At 36.7% G+C, this 25598-nt stretch carries 25 protein-coding genes and 1 riboswitch; of the genes, 11 read left to right on the plus strand and 14 right to left on the minus strand.

Features of this window, described 5'->3' with window-relative positions; translation table 11 throughout:
* Nucleotides 1-341 precede the first annotated feature (341 nt).
* From PSR12_RS12070 to PSR12_RS12090, 5 genes are all read left to right on the plus strand, one after another.
* On the plus strand, nucleotides 342-1301 hold the full coding sequence (locus PSR12_RS12070) for a DUF2268 domain-containing putative Zn-dependent protease (protein WP_221683333.1): 960 nt from the start codon (nucleotides 342-344) through the stop codon (nucleotides 1299-1301).
* 290 nt (nucleotides 1302-1591) lie between these two features.
* Nucleotides 1592-1873 (plus strand): hypothetical protein, encoded by a 282-nt coding sequence (locus PSR12_RS12075; protein WP_274769035.1) that lies wholly within the window; start codon nucleotides 1592-1594, stop codon nucleotides 1871-1873.
* 138 nt (nucleotides 1874-2011) lie between these two features.
* Nucleotides 2012-2470, plus strand: coding sequence for an NUDIX hydrolase (locus PSR12_RS12080; RefSeq protein WP_221683335.1), 459 nt, complete (start codon nucleotides 2012-2014; stop codon nucleotides 2468-2470).
* Nucleotides 2471-2728: 258 nt separating this feature from the next.
* The gene (locus PSR12_RS12085) at nucleotides 2729-3220 is read left to right on the plus strand and encodes an HIT family protein (RefSeq protein ID WP_221683336.1); all 492 of its coding nucleotides are present in this window, start codon (nucleotides 2729-2731) and stop codon (nucleotides 3218-3220) included.
* 292 nt (nucleotides 3221-3512) lie between these two features.
* Nucleotides 3513-3920, plus strand: a complete 408-nt coding sequence (locus tag PSR12_RS12090) for a hypothetical protein (RefSeq protein WP_221683337.1) — start codon at nucleotides 3513-3515, stop codon at nucleotides 3918-3920.
* 595 nt (nucleotides 3921-4515) lie between these two features.
* On the opposite strand, the gene PSR12_RS12095 is transcribed toward PSR12_RS12090, so the two are convergent.
* Nucleotides 4516-6117, minus strand: coding sequence for a DUF4179 domain-containing protein (locus PSR12_RS12095; protein WP_274773476.1), 1602 nt, complete (start codon nucleotides 6115-6117; stop codon nucleotides 4516-4518).
* A 1-nt stretch (nucleotide 6118) separates the two neighbouring features.
* On the minus strand, nucleotides 6119-6655 hold the full coding sequence (locus PSR12_RS12100) for an RNA polymerase sigma factor (protein WP_274769039.1): 537 nt from the start codon (nucleotides 6653-6655) through the stop codon (nucleotides 6119-6121).
* A gap of 395 nt (nucleotides 6656-7050) precedes the next feature.
* Here PSR12_RS12100 and PSR12_RS12105 point away from each other — a divergent pair, with 395 nt between their 5' ends.
* Nucleotides 7051-7518, plus strand: a complete 468-nt coding sequence (locus PSR12_RS12105; RefSeq protein ID WP_274769040.1) for a GNAT family N-acetyltransferase — start codon at nucleotides 7051-7053, stop codon at nucleotides 7516-7518.
* A 292-nt stretch (nucleotides 7519-7810) separates the two neighbouring features.
* On the opposite strand, the gene catA is transcribed toward PSR12_RS12105, so the two are convergent.
* The 5 genes from catA to PSR12_RS12130 all read right to left on the minus strand — a co-directional run bounded on the left by catA (nucleotide 7811) and on the right by PSR12_RS12130 (nucleotide 11965).
* On the minus strand, nucleotides 7811-8461 hold the full coding sequence (catA, locus tag PSR12_RS12110; RefSeq protein ID WP_221680405.1) for a type A chloramphenicol O-acetyltransferase: 651 nt from the start codon (nucleotides 8459-8461) through the stop codon (nucleotides 7811-7813).
* Between the two features lie 455 nt (nucleotides 8462-8916).
* On the minus strand, nucleotides 8917-9459 hold the full coding sequence (locus PSR12_RS12115; RefSeq protein WP_004227952.1) for a pyridoxamine 5'-phosphate oxidase family protein: 543 nt from the start codon (nucleotides 9457-9459) through the stop codon (nucleotides 8917-8919).
* Nucleotides 9460-9813: 354 nt separating this feature from the next.
* Entirely contained in the window at nucleotides 9814-10812 is a 999-nt protein-coding gene (locus PSR12_RS12120) for an NADP-dependent oxidoreductase (protein WP_221682856.1), read from the minus strand.
* Nucleotides 10813-10843: 31 nt separating this feature from the next.
* A complete protein-coding gene (locus PSR12_RS12125; RefSeq protein WP_274769043.1) occupies nucleotides 10844-11179 on the minus strand; it encodes an ArsR/SmtB family transcription factor in 336 nt (111 codons plus the stop codon).
* A gap of 189 nt (nucleotides 11180-11368) precedes the next feature.
* Nucleotides 11369-11965, minus strand: coding sequence for an SCO family protein (locus PSR12_RS12130; protein WP_221682858.1), 597 nt, complete (start codon nucleotides 11963-11965; stop codon nucleotides 11369-11371).
* Between the two features lie 585 nt (nucleotides 11966-12550).
* On the opposite strand from PSR12_RS12130, the gene PSR12_RS12135 reads away from it, so the two are divergent.
* From PSR12_RS12135 to PSR12_RS12155, 5 genes are all read left to right on the plus strand, one after another.
* Nucleotides 12551-12886: a DUF485 domain-containing protein gene (locus PSR12_RS12135; protein ID WP_004227946.1), complete on the plus strand. Its 336-nt coding sequence runs from the start codon at nucleotides 12551-12553 to the stop codon at nucleotides 12884-12886.
* A complete protein-coding gene (locus tag PSR12_RS12140; RefSeq protein ID WP_004227944.1) occupies nucleotides 12887-14440 on the plus strand; it encodes a solute symporter family protein in 1554 nt (517 codons plus the stop codon).
* 481 nt (nucleotides 14441-14921) lie between these two features.
* Nucleotides 14922-15260, plus strand: a complete 339-nt coding sequence (locus PSR12_RS12145) for a DUF485 domain-containing protein (protein ID WP_004227943.1) — start codon at nucleotides 14922-14924, stop codon at nucleotides 15258-15260.
* An 8-nt stretch (nucleotides 15261-15268) separates the two neighbouring features.
* Entirely contained in the window at nucleotides 15269-16813 is a 1545-nt protein-coding gene (locus PSR12_RS12150; protein WP_221682965.1) for a solute symporter family protein, read from the plus strand.
* Between the two features lie 97 nt (nucleotides 16814-16910).
* On the plus strand, nucleotides 16911-17087 hold the full coding sequence (locus PSR12_RS12155; RefSeq protein WP_221682859.1) for a hypothetical protein: 177 nt from the start codon (nucleotides 16911-16913) through the stop codon (nucleotides 17085-17087).
* 25 nt (nucleotides 17088-17112) lie between these two features.
* Here PSR12_RS12155 and PSR12_RS12160 read toward each other — a convergent pair whose 3' ends face one another.
* The 7 genes from PSR12_RS12160 to parE all read right to left on the minus strand — a co-directional run bounded on the left by PSR12_RS12160 (nucleotide 17113) and on the right by parE (nucleotide 25419).
* Nucleotides 17113-17862, minus strand: coding sequence for a TatD family hydrolase (locus PSR12_RS12160; RefSeq protein ID WP_274773478.1), 750 nt, complete (start codon nucleotides 17860-17862; stop codon nucleotides 17113-17115).
* Entirely contained in the window at nucleotides 17852-18601 is a 750-nt protein-coding gene (locus PSR12_RS12165; protein WP_274769048.1) for an ABC transporter ATP-binding protein, read from the minus strand. The genes PSR12_RS12160 and PSR12_RS12165 overlap by 11 nt, the downstream gene beginning before the upstream one ends.
* Nucleotides 18576-19349, minus strand: a complete 774-nt coding sequence (locus PSR12_RS12170) for an ABC transporter permease (protein WP_221682861.1) — start codon at nucleotides 19347-19349, stop codon at nucleotides 18576-18578. Before PSR12_RS12170 ends, PSR12_RS12165 begins: the two co-directional genes overlap by 26 nt.
* Entirely contained in the window at nucleotides 19349-19639 is a 291-nt protein-coding gene (locus PSR12_RS12175; RefSeq protein ID WP_004227928.1) for a thiamine-binding protein, read from the minus strand. Before PSR12_RS12175 ends, PSR12_RS12170 begins: the two co-directional genes overlap by 1 nt.
* 1 nt (nucleotide 19640) lies before the next feature.
* Nucleotides 19641-20636, minus strand: coding sequence for an ABC transporter substrate-binding protein (locus tag PSR12_RS12180; RefSeq protein ID WP_274769052.1), 996 nt, complete (start codon nucleotides 20634-20636; stop codon nucleotides 19641-19643).
* A gap of 153 nt (nucleotides 20637-20789) precedes the next feature.
* A riboswitch (TPP riboswitch) is annotated at nucleotides 20790-20900 on the minus strand.
* Nucleotides 20901-21008: 108 nt separating this feature from the next.
* A complete protein-coding gene (gene parC, locus PSR12_RS12185) occupies nucleotides 21009-23447 on the minus strand; it encodes a DNA topoisomerase IV subunit A (protein WP_221682863.1) in 2439 nt (812 codons plus the stop codon).
* Nucleotides 23440-25419, minus strand: coding sequence for a DNA topoisomerase IV subunit B (parE, locus tag PSR12_RS12190; RefSeq protein ID WP_274769055.1), 1980 nt, complete (start codon nucleotides 25417-25419; stop codon nucleotides 23440-23442). Before parE ends, parC begins: the two co-directional genes overlap by 8 nt.
* Between the last annotated feature and the right edge of the window lie 179 nt (nucleotides 25420-25598).

Raw genomic sequence — 25598 nt, forward strand, 5'->3', positions numbered from 1 at the left:
TGCTTTATTTGAAGTTTTTACATAAAGGAAAATAAAGAATTAATAAACTTTTGCTGTTGAACTAACGGGATGCTTTAGTTTAGCAAGAATTATGCTTATAATCTTCCACAATCGGGCGCGATTCTGTAACAAGAATCAGTGCTTTTTTTAATTAAAGGGCCAAATTATTGATAAACGTTTTCAATAAAAGTGGACATTATTGTTGAATTATTGAGTAAAAGATTTTGAAGCTTTTCACTTAAACTAACGGGGCAGTTTAGTTCAAGAATTAATAGACGAAAATAGACTAAAATATGGTAATATTATTTACAAATAGTCTTTTTTACATAAGGAGGTTTTTTTTGAAAAAATATCTAAACATTGTTGTTGTGTTTATTCTAATAATTTCATGTCTAACCCTTACTTCTTGTACACAAACAGAAAAAGAGCAAAAAACACTTGACAAAGAAATGATGTTCTCATTTGAGCACCCTCAAACCAAACAAAAATACAAAATCATTTATGCCAATCAACTGTTTTATCCGTATATTGAAAAGGTCAAAGATAATCCGAATCTTTCAACCTCGGAAACCTTAGAACTGTATAATAATGAGATTATTCAACCCATATATCAAGATTGTTTTGAAAATGGAGAATACCTTCATATGGCAGAAAACCTTCTTAATACGATTCCTAATGGGTTAACAGAAATAGAAGTGGTAAGTGAAAAAATGGAGACTCGTAAAGCAGAAATCAATCAACTTATACAAGAATCCCTTTTGAAATCAGCTGACCTCCTACCCTCTCAAAGTGATGTAGCAGTTTGTGTATTCCCTTCCTCTACCAATAATAGGAGGGCATTCGCAGTAGGGGCGGGCAAAATTATTATCCCACTTAATCTAAATGTTTTGGGGGATGCTTTAAAGTCAATCGTTGCCCACGAATACCATCACAGTGTTTGGGCGGAAAAGCATGCCAATGGGGACAGGTTTTCTGTTTTGGATAATATGGTTTTTGAAGGAAAAGCGGTCATGTTTGAAAAATCTGTATATCCTGACTACGACTATACTCCGATTTACTTGACTTACAACAAGGTTTTGTGGTCTAAAGTTAAACCTGATTTAAAAAATTATGACAGTAATCGTAGTTTAGAAATTTTAAATGGCGGAAAAGGGTTGCCGATATCTTACGGCTATAGTGAAGGCTACAAGATGGTTAAATCCTATCTTGACTTAAATCCTGATAAAACTCTAGAGGAATGGACTGCCTTAAGTGCAAAAGAAATTTTTGAAAAAGGAAACTATCTTGAAAACTATAAATAACAAATATATGAATGAATTGACATATATTCTAGGGGTAAATATATATTAAGAATTTGTTAAAAATAATTGAGTTGCGTATGCAGCTCTTTTTTTCTTATTGAACTAACCAGGTGCTTTAGTTCAAAAACGATCTTCAACAATCGGGCACTCTTCTGAAATTAGGAAAGCGTCTTTCTTCATGAAAAGGGCCATATTGTGGAATAACAACTTTTTATTAAAAATTACCAAACGAGGGTTTGGGAACAATTTAATTACAATTTATGTCTATATTGAAAAAGGGAGGTGTCATTATGTGGTTAATATTAGGTCTTATTGCTATAGTAGCTACTTGTATAAATCTTTTTATGTATGGGACAGGTAAAGATTATAAATTGGCAATGGCAATGGGGTTATCATTTACAGCATTGACACTCTGTGCAGAACATAGCCTTGTATCTAATTGGATAAAAGGTGAAGATTGGTCGGCTTTAAGGGAAATACCTAATATGAATAAGACGTTTTGGTTTCTGACAATTGTTTCTATCTTACTAAATATAGCACCTATACTTTTAGAACTAAAAAATAAAAAATAATTACTCTGATTGTTGTTCATTTGGATTTACAACGGTAAGCAAAATAAAGTCCCCAACAACGCTTTTGGAACTTTTTTATTTAATAATGTCTAATTAATAAAAATTTTTGAAACTAAAATATGAAAGTAGGTGTAAACGATGAATGTTATTCCTATTAAGTCCACAGGTATCGCTGCTGTATTATTAAAAGAAATAAATAACACATATCATGTTTTACTACTAAAAAGAACATCTCTTAATTTAAATAATATTTGGTGCTATATAGGAGGCGGTATTGAAGATGGGGAAACGGCAATAGAAGCTGTTTATAGAGAAATTGCAGAAGAAACAGGTATCACAGAACTCGAATTGTATTCTTCTAATCAATTTGACCAAATTTTTTCTCCGCAAGAAAATTACATTTACATTGCACCAGTGTTTGTAGGTTTTGTTCACGAAGAGCAATCTGTCTTTTTAAACGACGAACATAGTGAATATCAATGGATTCCTTTTGAAAAAGCAAAAGAAATTGTAAGTTTACCTGGTAATGAAGAAGTTCTTCAATCTATTGAAAATAATTTTGTTAAGAAAAAACCTTTGAGTCATTTAAAAATTTAACTGCCTTAATACAGTTGGTGAGGATAAATCGCGCATACATGAAAGTTTAAAAACACACTTAAAAGCTACAAAATGAAGTTTAGTTATTCAATTAAAGGGCGCATTTCTTTAATAAAGAAATGTGTCTTTTTCAGTTTAAGGGCTATTTTGCTGAATAACTGATTGTAGAAATAATGGATATTTGAGATGATTATTATAAGTTTTAAAGGATAGTAAAAGGAACAGAGTTTTCAAAACTAAGGAGAGTGATAACGAGATATGGAATTATATTCACATAAACCAGAAGCGTACGAATGCCCATTTTGTCGAGTAGTATCAGGTAAAGAAAAACCAAATAAGGGAACTAAACAAAGAGACATTATTTATCAGAATAAATATGTAACAGCGTTTATAGCAAGCAAGTGGTGGCCTAATAACATGGGGCATGTTCTCGTTGTTCCTAACGAACACTTCGAGAATATATATGAGCTTCCAGCAGAAGTAGCTGCTGAAATTCATCGTGCTTCTCAATTGACAGCGTTTGCCATGAAAAATACATATGGTTGTGATGGAGTTTCTACTCGACAACATAATGAACCTGCTGGAAATCAAGATGTGTGGCATTATCATCTCCACGTCTATCCAAGATATGAAAACGATAACCTATACCTAACCAAAGGTTATTACTCTGAACCAGATGAACGCCCATTCTATGCAGATAAGTTGCGTTCATGGATAAGTGAAAACTATTGTAATATCAACAATAGATAAAATTTTTTATACCGAAATCGGGCGCAATTCTGAAGCAAGAATTGTGCTTTACCATGAAAAGGGCCGTTTACTTGAATGGGGATTGTTGTAATTGAACTGGATATACTAAACCCAAATATAATTTAAGGTGACGGAAGTGAATAAAAGTAAACCTTTTCTTTTGGTTTTATTTAGTATACTAATTTGTGGTTTGTATTATGGAACAGTAAATGCAAAATCGAACGATACTCCCCCTTCCTTTGAGGAAAAGATTAATGAAGGCAAACCACTCACCCCTTTAGAAAGCTAGTTAATGTCTTTTATGACTGGTTTGATGGTAACCGAACCAAAACAAGCTGTAGAATTGTGGATATCAGGAGTAATTAATCGAAGTGGTGCTGTTCAATATGCGATGTTGTCCCCTGCGCTTCGAAAGCAGTCAAGGAGTAAATTCGAGCAAACTCACTGGATAACAGGTCAGTCAAGTCCTTCGGTTAGTAACTTTCGTTTTCCTAAAGTAGAAAAGCTCAGCCAATCAAAAATGCAGTACACCGTTAAATACGATTTATGGGCATCATATGGAGACTTTGGTGGTGGAGAGAAGATTATAATCGTGGAGAAGAATTTAGAACCATTTAAAGAGTATTGGTTTATTTCATCAATAATAACGAAATATAATCAATGGGAAGCATTTACCCCAGCCGAGACAATTTTAAAATAGGGCACTGAAGATAAGAAAACCTAATTTGTAGAGTATTTCTTTCTTCCACAATCGGGCGCAATTCTTTAATTAAGAATGCGTCTTTTCCATGAAAGGGCCATATAGTTTGAATCATACTTTTGTCCCTATAGATACATCCTCATTGATTATTCAATACCTTTTTATAACGAAAGGTGTTTTTATTTGTCTCGTTTTTAGTTAATCCTAGCTGAATATTGATTACAACAAATGCACCTATTCTGATGGTTTGTTGAACAGTCAAATTAAAGAGAAAAATTCCTCAATTAGATGCAGATGTACAACAACCAAAGAAATAGTAAAGCGTATTTTGAATTAATCAAAACACGCTTTTTTTATAATCAAATGAATTATTCTTTTATTATCATGTGCCTTAAAATAGCGTTACCTTTAGATGACTTAGAGCATCTCCCTAATCTGCCATAAAACACCAAGCAGTTGTGTACTGTCGCTACGAAAAGACTTACATAAAACATTTGTCACTGCCGTTTCACTTACGTTACATAAAACATTTGTCACTGCCGTTTCACTTACGTTACATAAAATATTTGCTGAAAGAAGTTATACTGCAAACGATTTACTGTAAAACAATAGTTTTAGCTCGATCCTCATTGACAGTATAAAGGAAGAAGTTTAATGTAATATCTTTTTCTTTTATATTTTTAAATGTTTCTACTTGTTTGTGTGTTCTTAACACTCCGTCATTAGAACGAGTTTCAGCAAAGATTCTTTTGCCATTCTCATAAATAACATTTTGTGTGATACCTCCAAATTGCTCGTTCTTACTTTCTGATTCAACAATTAAATCATTACCTTTCGTATAGTAGGTAATATCAATTGGATACCCGTTTAATTCTGCATTTATAGTCTTTGGAACTTCAGAAATATTTCTTAGCTCTACTTTGTCTTGCTTTCCAGCTTCATAAGAAATCTTCGCATCATTTAAAGTAAGAGAAATTTCTTTATTCGTAATATCCTTTATCATCCCCATTGTTTCAAAAGAAATATAATCTTTAAAATTATTTCCCGATAATTCCTGTTCACCAATTCGTAATTTAAACTGACGATAGTTGAAATGAGCTATATTAGAATTAGAATCTATATATTTTTCTTCAAAATAAAGCTTTACCTCACTCGGTGTAATAACAAGCTCGTTAAATTGAAGCTGCTGAGAGCCTATCTCAATTGTTTCGTCTATATCCATAACAAATGTAGATTTCTTAGCAAGATCCTGATTGTATTGGAAATCCAGGCTCCACGTATCTGGTTTATAACTTACTGTATCAGTATAACTTAAAAATACCCCTAATTTTTCTACCACTTCTTTTTGAATCTCTAGTGAATCACTACTTTTAATGACATTTGGTTTTGGACGTTTATGAGTAACGCCAAAACTCGCAATGTTTTCACCTTGAATTTTATAAGATAAATATGCGTTTTCTATGTTATTGGACTCTTCCAGATCGATAAGATAATCCAATGTATATTGCCCGTTTTGATATCCATTTGAAGTGAATTCTATATGTGATATTCCATCTTGATTAATAGTAATCTTTTCAGGGAATGCGTTCGATTGAACCACATCTTTTAACTCTACACTTTTCAACTGTGTCTCCTTTACACCTCCAAGTTGAAGTGTAACATTGCTGTTGTGCGGGATTCCCTCATCTGTATGTAGAATCCCTACTAATTGATCCGTTTCCTGATTATATACTGCGTTAGCCTCCAACTTTATTTCTTTTCCGTCATTTATTTTGAGTGATGCTTGTTCGAAATCTGCTGCATCGATTGGATAATCATGATCAATATCTAAGCTAAAGTTAATAGTAGTACCATTTTGATCTGAAATTACATTATGGATATTTAATACGCCAGCTTCGTTTTCTACAGTTTTATTGACTTCCTGTCCAAAGCCATTTTCTAAAGAAGTAATAACGCCTGTTCTATTCATATTTCGCATCCAATCCAAGATTTCTGTTGTATATTTAGCAAATACAGGTGTGGCTGATAAAACAATTGTGAACATAATGGCGGTTAATATAACTTGTGTTTTATAGCTATGTTTTTTAGTTTTATAATTTTGATTTTGTTGTTTACGGATGATTTTACTCCACATTTCATTCTCATTAGGATAATCTACTTGATCGTACTTCACTTTTTCTTTTATTAAATCGTCCATATTATTCACGATGATCCCTCCATTCAAATAACAAATTTTCATCTACTTGGATAAACTCTTTCGTTAATTTTTTACCTTTAAAAAGCCTCGATTTAACCGTTCCCTCAGGGATTTTTAGAATGTCAGCGATTTCTCTATCTTTACAGTCATGCACATATTTCAATATCATTACCTTCCGTATACGAACAGGCAATTTGTTCATTAAGTCGACTAACTCACTTTTATTTTCATTGAGCTGTATTGTACGCTCAATATTTTGGGATTTGTCAACTCGTCTCAATGATAGGAATTCAAAATTTTCTTTTAATAGCAGTCTTTTCATTTTTTTTAAATAATTTCGAGACATATTCATAGAAATACTAAGTAACCAAGATTTTTGATTTTGTATAGATTGGAAATCTTCACTCAAAGCTTTTGCAAATACATCCTGACAAAGGTCCTCTGCATCGTATTTATTTTGAAGCATGTAATAGCAAGCTCTGAAGACGTCCTTATAATATGTTTGAAACAAGACCTTTTCATCGCTAATTTGTTCCATATTCCCACCTCCTTTTCCGTTTTCTACACAAGTAACAATTTAGCATTATAAATAGTTCATTTTTTCAAATGGATCATCTGCCATCGAATTTGATGGAGAAAGCACCTTATCTATTCAAAAACACTTATTTTAATTATAAATCTTCTTTAACTAACGGCGTGCTTACTTTAACAAGCAAAAGACAAATCACCGACTTGATATTCAGCAATCGGGCGCGATTCTGTAATAAGAATCAGTGCTCGTTATCAGTAAAGAGCCAGATTGTGGAGTAATACTACACAAATAAATTAGTATGAATGTTAAAATATAGATATATTTGTAGAAAGTTCACATAAATTTACTGAACAGTTCAGTGTATCAATTTTTTTACAAGTCATTCAAAATAGGAGATTAAAATGAATATTGTCTTAAAGAAAATGTCAGAAAAAGAATTTACAATTTATTTAGAAGATAAGGTAGAGAGATATAGCAAAGTTCAATCAGAATATGTCCATGAGGTAAGTAGCGAAGATCCTCTTTCAAAAGCACGTAAACAGTTATATAATCTACTTCCTCAAGGAATAGAAACCTCTAATCATCATTTATATAATATATATGAAGATGATTCGTTAATTGGATTTGTTTGGATAAAGGTTGAAAAGGAAAAAAAAAGTGCATTTCTTTATGAGATTTTTATTTTTGAAGAATACAGAGGTAAAGGTTTCGGGACTAGAGTGATGAAAAATATTGAGGAGTGGTTAGAACAGGAAGGAATTTATTACTTCAAACTTCATGTTTTTGGAAGTAATGAAGGGGCTAGGAAACTATATGAGGAACTCGGATTTGAAATAGCGGGAATAAATATGCTCAAAACTATCAACTGACATTTAGTAATTTGTTATATGGAAGTAACGAGGGCTTAAGTTGAATCACAACCTTCTACAATCGGGCGCAATTCTTATAAAAGGATTTGTGTCTTTTTAGTTAACATCTTTAAAAGCGGTTTTGCATACTTGAAAGAAATTGTTCAGTAACTTGAGGGGACATAGGAGGAAAGCATATAGACAATAATCTGATACAAGGAATACAAAATAAGGCACATATACTACCTTGTTTTAGGAGCAGGTTAGTAAAAAACACCAACTAAAAGAAATTAGTCAGTGTTTCGTGTTTAATTTATACAAGAAACTCTAATTTATTTTCTACAAGAGTCTGAAATCTATCCATAAATAGTGCTGCATGGTAACCATCGCAGACAGAATGATGAACCTGCAAGGATAAAGGTAAATAAATATTACTAGTTTTATTGATAAACCTACCTGCAGTGATTATCGGCAAACAATAATTTGGGCTATTATTCACGTTTAAGTTAAAACCAGTAAAAGAAGTCCATGGAATCATAGAAATATTGACGACATTTTCAGGGATTGGTGTTTTAGGAAAAAGCTTTCCTATACCATTGAACTTCTCAGTATCAGAAATATAGTTCTCATAAAACTTTTTAAAACCTTCATCTGTATTTGTATAAATGGCTGAAAATAACTCTGATTTCTTATCAAAGATAGTATACATTGGGACTACCTTATCCCAGTATCCAAACTCTCCAGCAGAATTAAAGTTCATTCTAAAATGTTTATTTGAATTTGCTACATGAGTAATTAAAAAGATGAATACAGGATAGAATTTATATCCCTTATCTTTTGTAATTTTATAAAGTTTGGTAATATCAATAGTTCTGGTGATGCTAAAGCTCGTTTGTTGATTTAAAAAATGATTGAAAATTTCTTTTCGTTCCCAATTATTAATATCAATTTTATTGAATCTCATCTTATAAAGCCTCCTAAAATTTAAAATCTAGATAATTTTAGGAAGCTAATTTGACTGCTTTTTTCATCAGATCATTCCTTTTATTTTATATAAGTCAATCTTAACATATAATTACGGTTTCGATTATTAATTTAGATTTGCATAGCGAGTTTACTAATCCAAAAACTACAGAACAATATGAGGACATCATGCAATAGCTTATTCAATAATAGGGCGCAATTGTGGAACAACATAGCTGAAAAATGATCAAACTTTTTTATAAAAATCTCATACTTATTTAAAGAGAGTAACTCCATTTTGATCAATTTTTCAAAATGGAGGTTTTGATGTTGCTATTTGCTATTAGATAAGGATTAAGGGCTATTTGTTAATCCATCTTTATTCCAAAGCTACATATCTGACTAGAGTTAGTGGTGCTTGCAGGGATTTGATGTACTAATTTCTGAAAACCAATACTATGTATGTGGGATTTTCTCAATATTGAACATCTCCCCTAAGGCAATTGGATTTTCTTTCGCGGTAATATGTTGAGGATCAATACGGTAAACTTGAACAGGCCCTCCGAAAACGGCTGATCGATATTTGTCCACGTGTTGCTGGGATAATGGGCGATTATAGTAACCAGGTACATATTTATTTATCATTTCTTGCAACATGTGTGTCGCTTCATCCAAATCGAAAATAGGCTGAGCCTTGCCAAAAACCATGACACTCATATAAGCGGTGTCCGTCTTTGCAGGTACTGGATTTGTAATGGTTCCATATTCATCACAAACCGTAAAGCAAACCTCTGGATTCTCTTCCATCACTTGATTTCGTCTACCGCCAGTGGCTCCATGGAAATAAAGCACTCCATTTGTCCACACAAAATTAAGGGGGACAACATATGGCAGATGACCATCAACCATACCCAAATGCCCAATGCGAGCTTGCTGCAAAAATGCATCAATTTTGTTCTTGTCCAACACTTCTCTTACTTTATAACGTACCTTATCCATTGTTATCACTCCTACTTGTAGTATGATGTGATTTTATCAACCTTTGGATTGAATAAAAACGTCCATAACTACAGCAATTAAGCAATCCATTTTCCACTTAAAACAAAGACAAAACCACCGTTCGAACAAATAATGCTCAAACGATGGTTCTATTTTTTAGGAGATAGGTAATTATAAGCTTATCGGCTGACTAACTTTGCTATATTTGCCTTCAAAGAACGCAAGTGGTGAACCTTCGCTCATTTCACTATTGGACTACATCTATCCTTCAAAAGCAGAAGCCTCTTATTTTATTGGAGGTTTGTGGTTATTACGAACTTTTCACTTAAACCTTGCTAAAATACAACATAAAGGCTATTTCATTTTTACGATGATCTTCCCTTTTGCTCTACCTGACTCCGCATATTCCATCGCCTTTTGAGCATCTTCAAATGAAAAAGTTCTATCAATGACTGGTTTGATTTTACCAGCTTCAATTAAATCGGCGATTATGCGTAATTGCTCGCCACTAGGTTTCATAAATAAGAAGGAATATTGAGCATGATATTTCTTTTCAAGTGAGGTCAATTTATGACTGGCTGCTGAAAATAACAATGTTTTGTAAAATCCTGAACCATATTCTTTGGCGAAACGAGCATTCGGCCAACCTGATACGGATACAATTTTCCCACCATTCTTGATAATCTCGAAAGATTTTTCTAAGGTCTTTCCTCCGAGCGTATCAAAGACGGCATCATAATTTTTCAGTATAGCTTCAAAGCTTTCTTTCTTATAATTAATCACTTTATCTGCACCCAAAGATGTAACTAAGTTTGCACCAGCTTCGCTAGCTGTTGTTGCAACTGTGGCGCCCATTACCTTTGCTAGTTGAATAGCAAAGGTACCTACACCACCAGAACCAGCATGAATTAAAATCTTTTGACCTTTTTGTAATTGCATGATGTCATGTAAAGCTTGGTATGACGTTAAGCCAACCAGTGGGATTGATGCGGCTTCCTCAAAGCTCAAATTTTTAGGTTTTAGGGCTATGTCATCTTCATGAATCGAGATATATTCCGCAAAAGTACCAATTTTACTTTTCCTTGGACGTGCATAAATTTCATCTCCTACTTTAAATCGCGTCACTTTTTCGCCAACCTTTACGACGACCCCTGAAAAATCATTTCCAAGGATCAGTGGCATTTTATATTGGATTAACAGCTTCACTTTCCCATCACGGATTTTAAAATCAATTGGATTAATACTTGCTGCATGGATTTCAGCAAGCACCTCATATTCATTTATTTCAGGTGTAGGCACTTCTGCCAAGCGCATTGGGGCTTTGCCATATTGATCGATCACCATTGCTCTCATTGTTTTTTCCTCCAGATAATCTATTATATTGTCAATAAAATTCCGTTAACAACGTCTCAATATCCCAAACAAGATTTTTTAACGAACCTAGTTTTGTCCGTATATCTATATAGTAAAAGTTTTTTGTACCTTCTTTGCGCATTAAAATAACACCAGCATCTCGCAAAATTTTAAGATGATGTGACACAGCTGGTCGAGAAAGATGTGTTTGTTCCGTGATTTCTCCTACACGCAATCCCGTTTGACAATCTGTGCCCATTAAAACCATTAAAATGGCTTGTCTGGTTTCATCACCAATTGCTAATAGTACCTTTTGAGAATTTATAAAGTCGTCCTTAATCAAGTTAAGCTGGTCCTGTTTATTCATTTAAATCCCTCCTCTTACTAATCAGTTGAATAGTTTAAGTTAATGAACCATTGATGCATATAACGATATAATATTGCTGTATTTGCTGCAATATTGGGAAAGTAAATCGAGACGAATGATTTTTAAAGGCGTACACCCTACTTTCCCCTCTTTCAATAAAAAAACACAGAAGTCACATGGACTTCTGTGTTATTTGCTCTCCTTAATAAGAGCCTTCATATCTCCAACGATTGTTTCAACTGGTACGTTTGTCGCGCCATCATAGTCTTTTACAACTGTGCCTTCTGCGTTTACTAAATAATAGCTCGACATATGTATGACTTGGTCTGAGTTAGGATCGTTTTTAACTAAGGAATTAAATGATTTACGTGCAAATTGTTCAATAAATTTTTGTTGATAGCCCGTTAGTAGCTGCCATTTGCTTTCATCTACAACATTATACGTATTTAAGTAATTTGTTAATACATCAGGCTTATCCACTTCTGGATCCACGCTAAATGCCACAATTTGATAATCTTCAAGGCCTTCATCCTGTAGTGCTTGTTGAACTTCTGTCATATTAAATGTCATGGGTGGACAGATTGTCGTACAGTTTGTAAAAATAAACATGGCTAACCAAGGCTTACCTTTAAGATCATCTAGGGTCACTTGTTCATTTTTTTGATTCGTTACTGTGAAATCTTGAACCTCGAGATTTAATGTTGGTTCAAACTTGTAACTACCGCAAGCAGCTAGAATGCTACTAAATGCTAGAACTAAAACTAGCAATATACTTTTCTTTGTCATTAGTGGTGCCCACTTCCCTTCATTTCATCACCTTATTTTATTAATTATAGAAGCTAAACACAAGATAATGGACTTACACCCAGATGGCTATTTGTATAACATGTGAACATTAACTGATTCTGGAATTCCGCCTCACTAATTCTTCCAAATGACACATCCTTTTTAAAAATTTTTTCATAGCTTTTTTTTATCATTTTCGTTATTTCCCAAAATCTCAGATTATTGTTATATAACAAATTATTTCTACTTAACTAGCTACTCTGGAATTTAATAGCAGAATAATAAAATACAGAAAATTCTCTTTTATGTTTGTATTTTCTCCTACATTCATTTTTATCAACAACAAACTATTTTAACAATATTATTTCATCAGAAAACCACACGCTCTTTTAAACAGAATTTTTCTAATAAATCCTTAATATTTCTATGTTATTTCCTCAAAACAGAAGTGACTAAAAATTATAAAAACTCAAAATTTAGTATTGCATTATAGGAATCTCCCCCATAAAATAAGTGAATATAACGACGAACGAAAAAGAAATATGTCGTTTAAAACAGAAATATATAACTTTAGGGGGAATAATAATGGCGAATGTTTCAAGCAAAAAACAGGCCCAATCAATTGATTATCATGCAATTGAAGCAATGGAATCGTTTAATAGCTTTGTAAAAAAGAAAAATACCTTTCTTTTCTCGATTACAGCAGTGTTTTTAATTCTTTATATCCTGCTACCGATTCTTGCTTTCCAGCCTGTACTACAACAAAAATTCTTCGGAAATATAACGGGTGTATGGGTTTATTCTGCAGGACTATTTATCATGACCATTGTGCTTTGTACAGTATATGTAAAAAAAGCTGCTTCATTCGATAAAGCTGCAGCTGCTGTTCTTGCAGAGTATCAGGCGAAAGGTGGAAAATAAATGAACATCGTATCCATAGGTTTCTTTTTAGCTATTGTTGGCTTAACACTTGTTGTTACCTATATTGCAGCAAAGCGTACATCTTCTGCAGCTGATTTTTACACTGCTGGCGGTGGTTTAAAGGGGTGGCAAAACGGCTTTGCGATTGCTGGTGACTATTTATCTGCAGCAGCCTTTCTTGGGGTGTCTGGTGCAATTGCCTTAACTGGCTTTGATGGTTTCTTCTTCTCTGTAGGCTATGTAGTAGCGAATTTAGTACTGCTTTATGTCATTGCTGAGCCAATGCGAAACTTAGGCCGCTACACGTTAGCAGATATGTTAACGGCTCGTTTCAATGAAAAACGAATTCGTGGTGTGGCAGCGTCTGGTACCATTATTATCGTAATTCTTTATATGATTGCACAGCTAGTTGGTGCTGGTGCATTGATTAAGCTATTATTCGGTATTGAGTATTGGATTGCCGTTTTAATTGTCGGTGTTATGATGACAACTTATGTATTGTTTGGTGGTATGACAGCGACTTCTTGGGTGCAAATTATTAAAGCAAGTCTATTATTATTCGGGACAGGTCTATTAGCGGTTTTAGTGCTAATGAAATTTGACTTCTCTCTTATGAAGATGTTCGACACGATTGCAGTAGATCATGGCGAAAAGTTCCTTGTACCTGGAATTAAGTATACAAGCACAATCGACTCGGTTTCGATGATGATGGCTTTAGTTTTAGGAACATCTGGTTTACCACATATTTTAATGCGTTTCTTTACAGTAAAGGATGCAAAGACAGCACGTGCCTCTATTTCTTGGACAACTTGGATTACAGCCATTTTCTTCTCATTAACAATTTTCTTAGGGTTCGGTGCATTAAACTTTGTAGGTTTAGATCAAATTCTTGCTGAAAGTAAGGCTGGTAATACAGCTGCTCCGCTTCTTGCGCATTACTTAGGTGGAGATGTATTGATGGCGTTTATCGGCGCAGTGGCATTTGCGACTATTTTAGCTGTGGTTTCTGGTTTAGTACTAACAGGAGCTTCTGCCATTTCTCACGATATTTATGGAGAAATCATTAAGGGTGGTAAATTAACAGAGAAGCAACAGGTAGTAGCAGCTCGTACAGGCTCTATCTCCATTGCGATCGTGTCTATTATTCTTGCTCTGTTTGCACAAAACTTAAACGTTTCATTCCTAGTGTCATTCGCCTTTTGTATCGGTGCATCAGCAAACCTACCTGTGATCCTTTATACAATCTATTGGAAGAAATTTAATTCTACAGGTGCTGTAACTGCGATGGTAACGGGGCTAGTATCATGTTTAATTTTAGGAGCAATGGGACCAAATGTGTGGAGCCCTGTTGAAGGTGCAGCAATCTTTGTTGGACAACCACTTGTGCCACTTGCTGTTCCAGCGATTATTACAATTCCATTAGGCTTTATTGCTGGATACCTAGGTACTGTCCTTTCATCTAACAAAGTACCACAGGAAGAAGCAGAACGTATTTATAAAGAAATTCGTGTGAAAGCAAATACAGGTGTGTCTGTCTCTGATATTTCACATTAATATTTATACACCTCCTGCATAATGAATCCTAATTCAAAAAATGCAAAAAAATAGGCAAAAAATTCGATTTTTGGTCGAGTTTTTCGCCTTTTTTGTTATTCAATATCTACCAATTTATTTATCGAACAATATTATTTTACTTCCAAAAAACAGAAAAAATCCAATTTTCACTAGGTAAATAGTGTTTATTTTCAATTGAAAAAACAAGATTTTTTTGTAAATTTACCCTTGGTTTTTTGTCAAGAATCTAGATTTCTCTTCACTTCATTTATTTATCTGAATTTTCTAAAACCCTTTATATTCTTGGCTTTGCGCCATTTTTTCTCACTTAGGAGTATTTTCTGAAAAATTTTTTTTACATAATTTTTCTGAAATGTATTGCAATTTTGTGAACTGTTTCATAAAATGAAAATGTGAATTCACTAAACTAGCAAAATCAAGTCTTGAGGTAGAAAAAATATACACAAAATGGGGAATGTTAATGGCGAACAATCAAGCAAAAAAAGGTATCGTGATTGACTATGATTCAATTGCAAATCAGGAATCATTTAAGTCTCTTGTACGAAGAAAGAACTCTTTTCTTTGGTCTATAACTGCCATATTTTTATCGGCATACATGTTGTTACCAATTCTGACATCGTACACGACAATTCTACACCAAAAGGCATTTGGGGAAATTACTTGGGTGTGGATCTATGCAGCAGGTCTCTTCATCATGACATGGGGGTTATGTCATTTATATGTAGCAAAAGCAAACAGCTTCGATAGAGAAGCAAAAGCGATTATCGCTGAATACGAGAACGGAGGTGGCCGCCGATGAGTAACGGAATGAGTTTTACAGCAATATTCTTCTTCGTAGGCATTGTTGGTTTAACATTAGTTATTACATGGTGGGCATCTAAACGTACATCTTCAGCAAGTGATTTCTACACTGCTGGTGGTGGCTTAACAGGCTGGCAAAATGGACTAGCTATCGCAGGTGACTATTTATCAGCAGCATCCTTCTTGGGTATCGCTGGTGCTGTAGCATTATTTGGATTTGATGGATTCTTCTTCTCTATTGGTTATTTAGTAGCTTACTTAGTGGTATTATATATCGTTGCTGAGCCATTACGTAACCTTGGGAAATTTACATTAGCTGACATGATTACAGCGCGTTTTGATAACGCCAAAGTTCGTGGAACAGCTGCTTTAAGCACTATTACAATTGTTTTATTCTACATGATTGCACAACTAGTTGGTGCAGGAGCACTTATTCAATTACTTTTAGGAATCGACTATTGGATCGCCGTATTAATCGTAGGATTCATGATGACAACTTACGTACTATTCGGTGGTATGACTGCAACATCTTGGGTACAAATTATTAAAGCTTGTCTTTTAATGTTGGGTACAGTTATTATTTCGTTCTTAGTATTAAAAGAGTTCGGCTTCAGTATCTCTACAATGTTTAAAGAAATGACAACGGTTACTGACAGTGGCGCTGCTTATTTAAACCCAGGTCTTAAATATACAAATGGACTTGATACAATCTCTATGTTAATTGCGTTAGTATTAGGTACTGCGGGTCTTCCACATATCTTAATGCGTTTCTTCACAGTAAAAGACGCGAAAACAGCTCGTTCATCTGTTATTTGGGCTACTTGGATCGTAGGTATCTTCTACGTTCTAACAATTTTCTTAGGCTTCGGTGCAGCAGCATTCGTTGGGAAAGAAGATATTATCGCAGCAAACGCTGCTGGTAACATGGCTGCCCCACTTCTTGCAGAAGCACTTGGTGGCGACATTCTATTCTCATTCGTTTGTGCAGTAGCATTCGCAACAATTTTAGCGGTAGTAGCAGGTCTTGTACTATCTGGTGCATCTGCCCTATCTCATGATATTTATGGACAAATTATTAAAAAGGGTAAAATTACAGAAAAAGAGCAAGTTCTTGCAGCTCGTATCGGTTCGATTACAATCGCTGTTATTTCTATCCTATTAGCACTTGGTGCACAAACATTAAACGTGGCATTCTTAGTATCTTTAGCATTCTGTATTGCAGGTTCTGCTAACCTTCCAGTTATTATTTACACAATTTATTGGAAACGCTTCAATACAACAGGTGCTGTTACTGCGATGTTAACAGGTTTAATCTCTGCATTAGTATTAGTTGCTATGTCTCCAAACGTTTGGAATCCAGTTGAAGGTAAGGCAATTTTCGTTGGTGATCCATTAATTATGTTAACGAACCCAGCCATAATCTCTGTACCACTTGGTTTCCTTGGTGGTTTCATCGGCACATTAATTTCTAAAGAAACAGATGATGCGAAGTATCGTGAAGTTGACGTTAAAGCAAACACAGGTATTTCTGTACAGGACGTATCTCACTAATACACTCGACAGCCTCGTAAGTATCTTGCTTACGAGGTTTTACTTTTTCTTCCCTTTTCGCTACTATAGAATTAAAAATGAATTGGAGGCGATGCTCATGTCACAATCTAAAGCTAAAAAGAAGCGGATGCACATTAAACGCACCGTTGGTAAAGATGTTGAAAAAAATCGACAATCTATCTCTTTTAGTACACATGAACGTCTAACGAAAACAAAAAACGAAAAATTAGCGCATGATTATACGAAATATAAAAAGCAGTATAAGGACGAATAACTCGTACCTATACTGCTTTGTCCTATTAAAGCCGATAAAATGTTTTCGTGTTTTGCGTAATAATTTTGGCCGCTTCCTGTGTTGATAGCCCTTTGATGGAGGCAATCACCTCAATCGTTGAGTGCATCATCCAGGGAGATGTACGCTTCTTCGTAAACGGTCCCTCAAACGGCCAAGGACCATCCGTTTCTACCATCATCAAATCAATCGGATACGCATCAATTAGCTGTTGAATTTCCTCTTCATACAAGCAATCTGGGGTTATGGAAATAAAATAACCACGCTCTATCATGCGCTTCACAATAGCTTCATCCCCTTTAAACCAATGAAAATGGGCTTCGTGAAGCTGATGCTTTTCCAGCAAATCACACACAACATGGGCGTCCTCATATACTGCGTGTAACACAATTGGCATGTTCAGTTCCTTCGCCAATACAACAAAACGCTCTAATAACGCCACATAGGGACGTTCATCAATCCCTTGCTCTTGTCTTAAATAATAAGGTAGACCCACCTCACCAATAGCAACCATGTCATCCTGATGCGAACGAATCCAATCGAATAATGCTGCCTCATCATTTGGACTTAGTAAAGGCTGTTCAGGATGAAAGCCAAAAGCAGCCTTTACTTGCTGATAGCTATTCGATAAACGCCACGTTCTTTCACAAGAGGAAAGTTGCATACTAACCGCAATTACAGCTTTCACCTCTTCTAATAAGGAGGGAATTTCCTCATCGGTGTACTGATCCAAATGAATATGCGCATCAATCAACATACATATCACCCTTTTCCTCCTGTAAATACATAAATAATTGTTGCTTTAACGCTGTGAATGCTGCAGAATGTCGAATTTCCTCTTTCCGAGGTCTCTCAAATGGCACGATGATTTCCTTTTTAACGGTTGCTGGACGTTTGGTTAAAACAAGTATGCGATCTGCTAAAAAGAGAGCTTCCTCAATACTATGTGTAACAAATAGAATGGATTTGCGATACTCTTCCCAGATAGATAAAAGCCATGCTTGCATTTCCAGTCGAGTAAATTCATCCAACGCAGAAAATGGTTCGTCTAAGCATAAAATCGGCTTTTCACTGACCATTGCTCGAATAAAGGACACACGCTGCTGCATACCTCCAGACAGTTCGTTCGGGTAGGCATGGATAAAGGAGGCAAGACCAACCTTTTCTAACCATTCCTTGGCACGTTCAACATTCGGTTTATGCTGTAATTCCTCTATAAGCGTGACATTTTCTACTATTGTGCGCCAGGGTAATAGACATGGCTGCTGTGGCATATAGCCAATCGTTCCTTTTTTTCGTTGGATATCCTCTCCATTTAGTAAAATGGCTCCTTGATCAATTGGCGAAACACCACCAATTAATTGAAAAAGTGTGCTCTTACCACTGCCTGAAGGACCAACAATGGCCACAAACTCGCCATCCTTTACGTCAAAAGAAAGTTGATCAAGTACTTTTAGTGCATCGAAGGATTTAGCGATGTTTTGAATGCTGAGCATGATAGCCTCTTCCCTTCACCATAAATTTTTCAATTAAACGAATACCGCTAAACAATAGTAAGCTCAAGAGAACAATCGCAAAAATTGCTACAAATACGCGATCTGTACGGAAGGAGGACTGGGCTAGGGTCATGTAAACACCAATACCCTTTTTTGCTCCAAGCCACTCCGCAATCACAGCCCCCATCACACTATATGTAGCCGCAATTTTAATGCCTGAAAAAATCGCAGGATAGGCATAAGGCCATTCCAGCTTCCAAAAGGTTTGTGCCTTTGTAGCACCAACCATGGCAAAATAATGCTTTAATGCTGGAGCTGTTTGTCTAAATCCATCCATCGCTGCAATGACAATCGGGAAAAAGCACACAAGACAGATAATGATAAGCTTCGGTAATAAGCCAAAGCCAAACCAAATAATAAGTAGCGGTGCCAAGACTAGAATAGGAACATTCTGCGACATAATAAGAATTGGATAAAACAGTTCTCGAATAAAATTAAATCGATGCAACACTACTGCCACCGTTAGCCCACAAGCGATGCCAATGGCCAAACCTAGTAGAGCTAGCTGTACCGTAGCAAATGCATGTGGTAGAAAGGTTTGATACGACTGGATGGACTCCGACAAAATACTACTGGGTGCGGGTAATAACCAATGAGGAACTTCAGCGAACCTCACGATTAGTTCCCATATGAATAAGAGGAAGGCGATAAAAATTATCGTCCTTCCTTTGTGTAATGCATGTTTCATTACTGATATTTCTCCGTTAATGTATCCATCGTAATCCCCGTTGGCTGATATAAAATTTTCACTTGTGTAATGACATTGATGGCACCAAGCTCGATCATCTTCTCATTCATTTTTTCAATGATTTGGAGCAATGTTGAAAGCTCACCCTCCATCGTTGTTTCCAATGGATGAACCTCATATTTCACCCCAGAAGCATCGATCACCGCAATTGCTGCATCTACATACGGTATCACATCTTCATATTTCTCTGTCTTCGGAATGATTTGTACACTGATTAATGAATTTGCCATCTTATTTGGCCTCCTTTTTAGGTAAGAACTCATTAGTAAAGGCTTTTTTCGCATCAAATTCGCCCTCTAGTACTTGATTGCTAGACATCCATTTCGCATAATTTTCCCACACAGAAAGCTTTTGCTCTCCCCATTGCTTGGCATCATCCTGGTATTTATCAGCCAGCCATTCCTGACTTTTATGCACTAACGCTTTATCTAAATCAGGGGCCGCTTCGATTAAAATATCCGCCGCTTCACTTGGGTTTCCAATTGCGTATTCATAGCCCTTCGCTGCCGCTGCCACAAAGGCTTTGACTACATCGGGGTTGTCCTGTATCATTTTTTCATTTGTAGCTAAAACGGGCGTATAATAATCTAATTGATCACTATAATCTGTAAGATATAGCATATTAATCTTTTCCCCACGCAGCTCAGCCTCAATACCAGTCCATGCATAATAAATCCAAGCAAAATCAATGTCTTTTTCCATCATTGTGAAGAAATCTAAATCCCCTGCATTGACAATATCTAGCTTATTAATATCTGCCTTTTCTTTTTGCATTAGTGATTGTAAGACGGCTTGCTCTAATGGCGCACCCCAACCACCATAGGTTTTACCTTCAAAATCCTTTGGCGATGTAATGCCCTTTGAAGCAATAGAAGCAAAGCCAGATGTATTATGCTGTATAATTGCTGCGATTGAGACCAGCGGCACATTCTGTACTCGTGCCTGTGTTATGCCTTCCTGATAGCTCACGCCAAAATCCGCCTTTCCAGAAGCAACAAGCTGATCTGCGCCCGCCTCACCAGGCATAATAATATCAACATCTAAGCCCTGTTCCTCAAAATAACCGAGTTTTTTTGCAACATATAGTCCTGTATGATTTGTATTCGGCGTCCAATCCAGTACCACAGACACCTTTTTCAGCTTGTCAGCAGCCTGCTTATCCTCCTTGTCACTACAGCCTGCTAATGTTAATAGTGCTACCATTAGAATAAATAACCATTTTTTCATGCGAAAGCCTCCCAGTTTGTAATATGAAAGTGTTCATGAATGAATGTTGTCACCAGAAGAAAGCGTATACAATGTTGGCAAGCTGTTGCTTGAAACATAAAAAAACGCCTAGGATTCCTCCCAGACGTATCGCAATCAATCTTCAAAACTTTGCTTTTTTGAATAGATGTTCCCTACGCTGGTACGAGCCAAATCAGGTTCAAAGGGTCAGCGTCTATCGGACACAATCTCAGCTAGCAATTACTAGCCCCCCTACATTCTTTCGCTATGAACTTTTCGATGATTATTATACCCATAGTTTCACTTAAATGACAAGGTGCTATTTTTGAAATGAGCTTAAAGCCCAGCACTCCTAAGAGACTGGGCATTCTTTTAGCTTGGTTTCTGTTCTTTTTTGGCTGTGACAACATGAGAGATTGCCCCATCTGTTGCAATATCCACTTTAAATGAACCGTTGGAATGGCGATCCGCACGAGACAATGCTTGCACGTCAATCACCTCTTGAACACCTTTTTCAGTTTCAATCACAACCTGCTCCCCGTCTGTTGCTTGAACAACTGCCACAATTCGGTGAGGGTTTGCTTTTAACTCTGTTAATACTTTTAGTCCACGTTTTGCACGACCTGCTACTTCAACTTCAGCGACATTCATTTTCTTCACGGCCCCACGCTGTGTCACAATCACTACATATTGGGTAACATCAGGCTGTAATACATTGACGCCAACTAAGGCTTCTCCATCTTTTAGTGTGATCCCTTTCACACCGCCTGTTTTCACACCTGTCACAGGTAGTTCCTCCATTGGGAAACGAATTGCATAGGCTGTATCCGTTGTGAGCATCAGCTCCACGTCATCTGTTACAAACGATGCATAGATCATCGCATCACCAGCCTTGACGTTCATCGTTTTAATAGGCTTTGAATAACGTGTCACTGCATAGTCTACGAGTGGTGAGCGCTTAATTTGACCATCTTTTGTGGCTGTGAAGACATACGTATTTGGCTGTTCAAATGTTTCGAAGCCATAAACCGCAATAATCGATTCATCTTCCCCTGTTGGGACAATACTTGAAATATGCTGGCCGAGATCCTTCCAACGTATATCAGGCAGCTCATGAACAGGCTGATAAATATAATTGCCTCGATTTGTGAACAGCAATAGATGGTGCTGTGTATTTAAGTTTGCTTCATACAATAAATAATCTGAATCCTTCATGGCAAAATCTTGCCCATTTGAAGCGGCATGAGAACGTGTGGATGTGCGTTTAATATAACCATCCTTCGTTACTGTTACGACAACCTCCTCACTTGGCACAAGGACATCCAATGTAATTTTAATTTCTTCAATTTCTTGCTCAATCTTCGAGCGGCGAGGCTCTGTAAAGCGTTTCTTAATATCAAGCAGCTCTTGTTTAATAACACGCACAAGCTTAGCCTCACTTTGTAGAATCCCCTCTAGCTTGGCAATTAACTTATCTAACTCGTCCTGTTCCTGACGAAGCTCTGTAATATCCGTATTCGTTAAACGGTATAATTGCAGGCTTACAATGGCCTCTGCCTGTACTTCTGTAAAATCAAACTTCTCTTGTAAATTAAGCTTTGCATCCTTCTTATCATTAGAAGAACGAATCGTCGCAATGACTTCATCTAAAATCGAAAGAGCTTTAATTAATCCATCTACAATATGAGAACGGTCCTTTGCCTTTTGCAAATCATAAATGGAGCGGTTTGTTACCACTTCTTTTTGATGGGCAATATACGCATCTAGCAATAATGGCAATGTCATCATCGTTGGACGACGATTATGAATGGCAATCATATTAAAATTATAAGCTACCTGTAAATCCGTTGTTTTAAACAAGTACTGTAAAATTCCTTGTCCTGGTACATCCTTTTTCAGCTCAATTACCACTCGTAAGCCTGTACGGTCTGATTCATCACGAATTTCCGCAATGCCTTCTAGTCGTTTATCTACACGTTGCTCATCAATTTTTTTTACAAGATTCGCTTTATTTACATCATATGGTAACTCAGTGATAACAATTTGCTCTTTACCACCCTTGATTGGTTCAACAACTGCTTGTGCACGGACGATGATTTTACCACGACCTGTTTCGTATGCCTTTTTAATGCCATCAACACCTTGAATGATGCCACCCGTTGGGAAATCAGGCCCTTTCATCACTGTCATCAATTCATCTACAGTAACATTAGGCTTGTCTAAGCGCATCAACACAGCATCCAGTACTTCATCTAAGGCATGTGGCGGAATATCTGTCGCATAGCCAGCGGAAATCCCTGTAGAGCCGTTGACTAAAAGGTTAGGAAAACGTGCTGGTAAAACAGTTGGCTCCATATCCTGATCATCAAAGTTTGGCACAAACTCGACCGTTTTCTTGCCAATATCTCGTAGCATTTCAGCAGCAATAGCAGATAGTCTTGCCTCTGTATAACGCATCGCAGCTGGAGGATCGCCATCGACTGACCCATTGTTCCCGTGCATCTCAATGAGCATATGACGTGCCTTCCAGTCCTGACTCATCCGTACCATCGCTTCATACACAGAGCTATCGCCGTGCGGATGATAGTTACCAATTACGTTACCCACTGTTTTTGCGGATTTACGGAACGGTTTATCATGTGTGTTGCCCTCCGTAAACATCGCATATAGAATACGGCGCTGTACTGGTTTAAGACCGTCACGTGCATCAGGCAACGCGCGGTCTTGAATAATATATTTACTATAGCGACCAAAACGGTCACCCATCACTTCTTCTAACGGTAAATCTTGGAACTTTTCTGTACTACTCATGCTGGTCCTCCTCTTGTTGGATGAATTCATTCTCTAGAATGTTAGAATCATCCTCCATACCGAAGTCTACATTGGCTTCGATCCATTTACGACGTGGTTCTACCTTATCGCCCATTAACGTCGTGACACGTCTCTCCGCACGTGCACCATCCTCGATTGTGACACGAATCAATGTCCGTGTTTCAGGGTTCATCGTTGTGTCCCATAGTTGGTCTGCATTCATCTCGCCAAGACCTTTATAGCGCTGTAATATGTAACCCTTGCCAACCTTTTTGATGGCCTTTTGTAAATCGCTTTCTGTCCAAGCATATTCAATGATTTCTTTTTTTCCAGTACCTTTTGAGACTTTATAAAGCGGCGGTAGTGCGATATAGACCTTCCCAGACTCAATAAGTGGACGCATATAACGATAGAAGAATGTTAATAGCAAGACTTGAATATGTGCCCCGTCCGTATCCGCATCGGTCATGATGACTACTTTATCGTAGGCAGAATCCTCCACCGCAAAATCCGTACCAACACCTGCTCCAATCGCATGGATAATCGTTGAAATTTCTTCGTTTTTCATAATATCTTGTAGTTTTGCTTTTTCTGTGTTGATTACTTTCCCGCGCAATGGCAGAATCGCTTGGAATGTACGGTCACGACCTTGTTTAGCAGAGCCACCCGCAGAATCACCCTCGACTAAATACAGCTCATTTTTTGCCGCATTACGTGACTGAGCTGGCGTTAATTTTCCAGATAGAATCGTACTACCCTTTTTGTTTTTCTTGCCATTTCGTGCATCCTCACGCGCTTTACGAGCTGCTTCACGCACTTGCTGCGCTCGAATCGCTTTACGAACAAGAGAAGCTGATAACTCTGCATTTTCCTCTAGCACATACAAAATTTGCTCAGACACTACGCTATCCACAGCAGAACGAGCCTCACTTGTCCCAAGCTTGCCCTTTGTTTGTCCTTCAAATTGCAGTAAATGCTCTGGAATACGAACAGACACGATCGCTGCTAAGCCCTCACGAATATCTGTCCCCTCAAGGTTTTTATCCTTGTCCTTTAACAAGCCAATTTTTCTTGCATATTCATTAAAGACACGTGTCAATGCTGCCTTTGCACCCGTTTCATGTGTACCACCATCACGTGTACGGACATTATTAACGAATGATAAAATCGTTTCTGAATAACCATCGTTATATTGGAAAGCGAACTCTACTTCGATTTCATCCTGTACGCCTTCTACATATTTTACTGGATGAAGGACATCTTTTTCCTCATTCAAATACGCAACGAAAGCCTCGATGCCATTCTCATAAAAGAACACATCGCTCTTGCCCTCCTCGCGCTCATCAATTAATTCAATTTTTAAGCCCTTTAATAAAAAGGCTGATTCGCGTAATCGTTCTGCTAACGTATCATAATTGAATTTTGTGACAGAGAAAATTGTTTCATCTGGTAGGAAATGGACAAGCGTTCCTGTCTGCTTGGTCTGCCCAATATTTTCAAGTGTTGTGACAGGCTGTCCTCCATGCTCAAAGCGTTGACGATACTTTTTACCATCGCGATGAATTGTCACCTCTAAAAATGTTGAGAGCGCATTCACAACGGAAGAACCAACACCATGTAAACCTCCACTTGTTTTATAGCCACCTTGACCAAATTTGCCACCAGCGTGTAACACAGTAAAAATAATTTCTGGTGTCGGTTTGCCCATTTTATGCATACCGGTTGGCATCCCACGTCCAAAGTCGCGCACACTCATACTTTGATCTTTATGAATTGTGACAATAATATGAGATCCAAAGCCAGCCAGTGCTTCATCTACCGCATTATCTACGATTTCATACACAAGGTGATGAAGTCCACGGCCATCCGTCGAACCGATATACATGCCAGGTCGTTTGCGTACCGCTTCTAATCCTTCTAATACTTGTATAGCGTCATCATTATAGACGCTAGGTGACTGTTTATTCGTCAAAAAAATTCCCCTCCAAAAAACAAACACATGTTCTATTTATGTTCTCATCCTAATAATAATAGCATTTCCTGTCAATAGCTAGCGACAGGTCCAATAAAATTTTAAAATTTGCTCACAGTTTTGATTATTTTTATCAATAGTAAACATCTTCAACAGTTGCTTAAAATTTGTATTTGAGC

Origin of the sequence: Lysinibacillus sp. G01H, from assembly GCF_028872195.1 — a bacterium.
Lineage (GTDB): Bacteria > Bacillota > Bacilli > Bacillales_A > Planococcaceae > Lysinibacillus > Lysinibacillus capsici.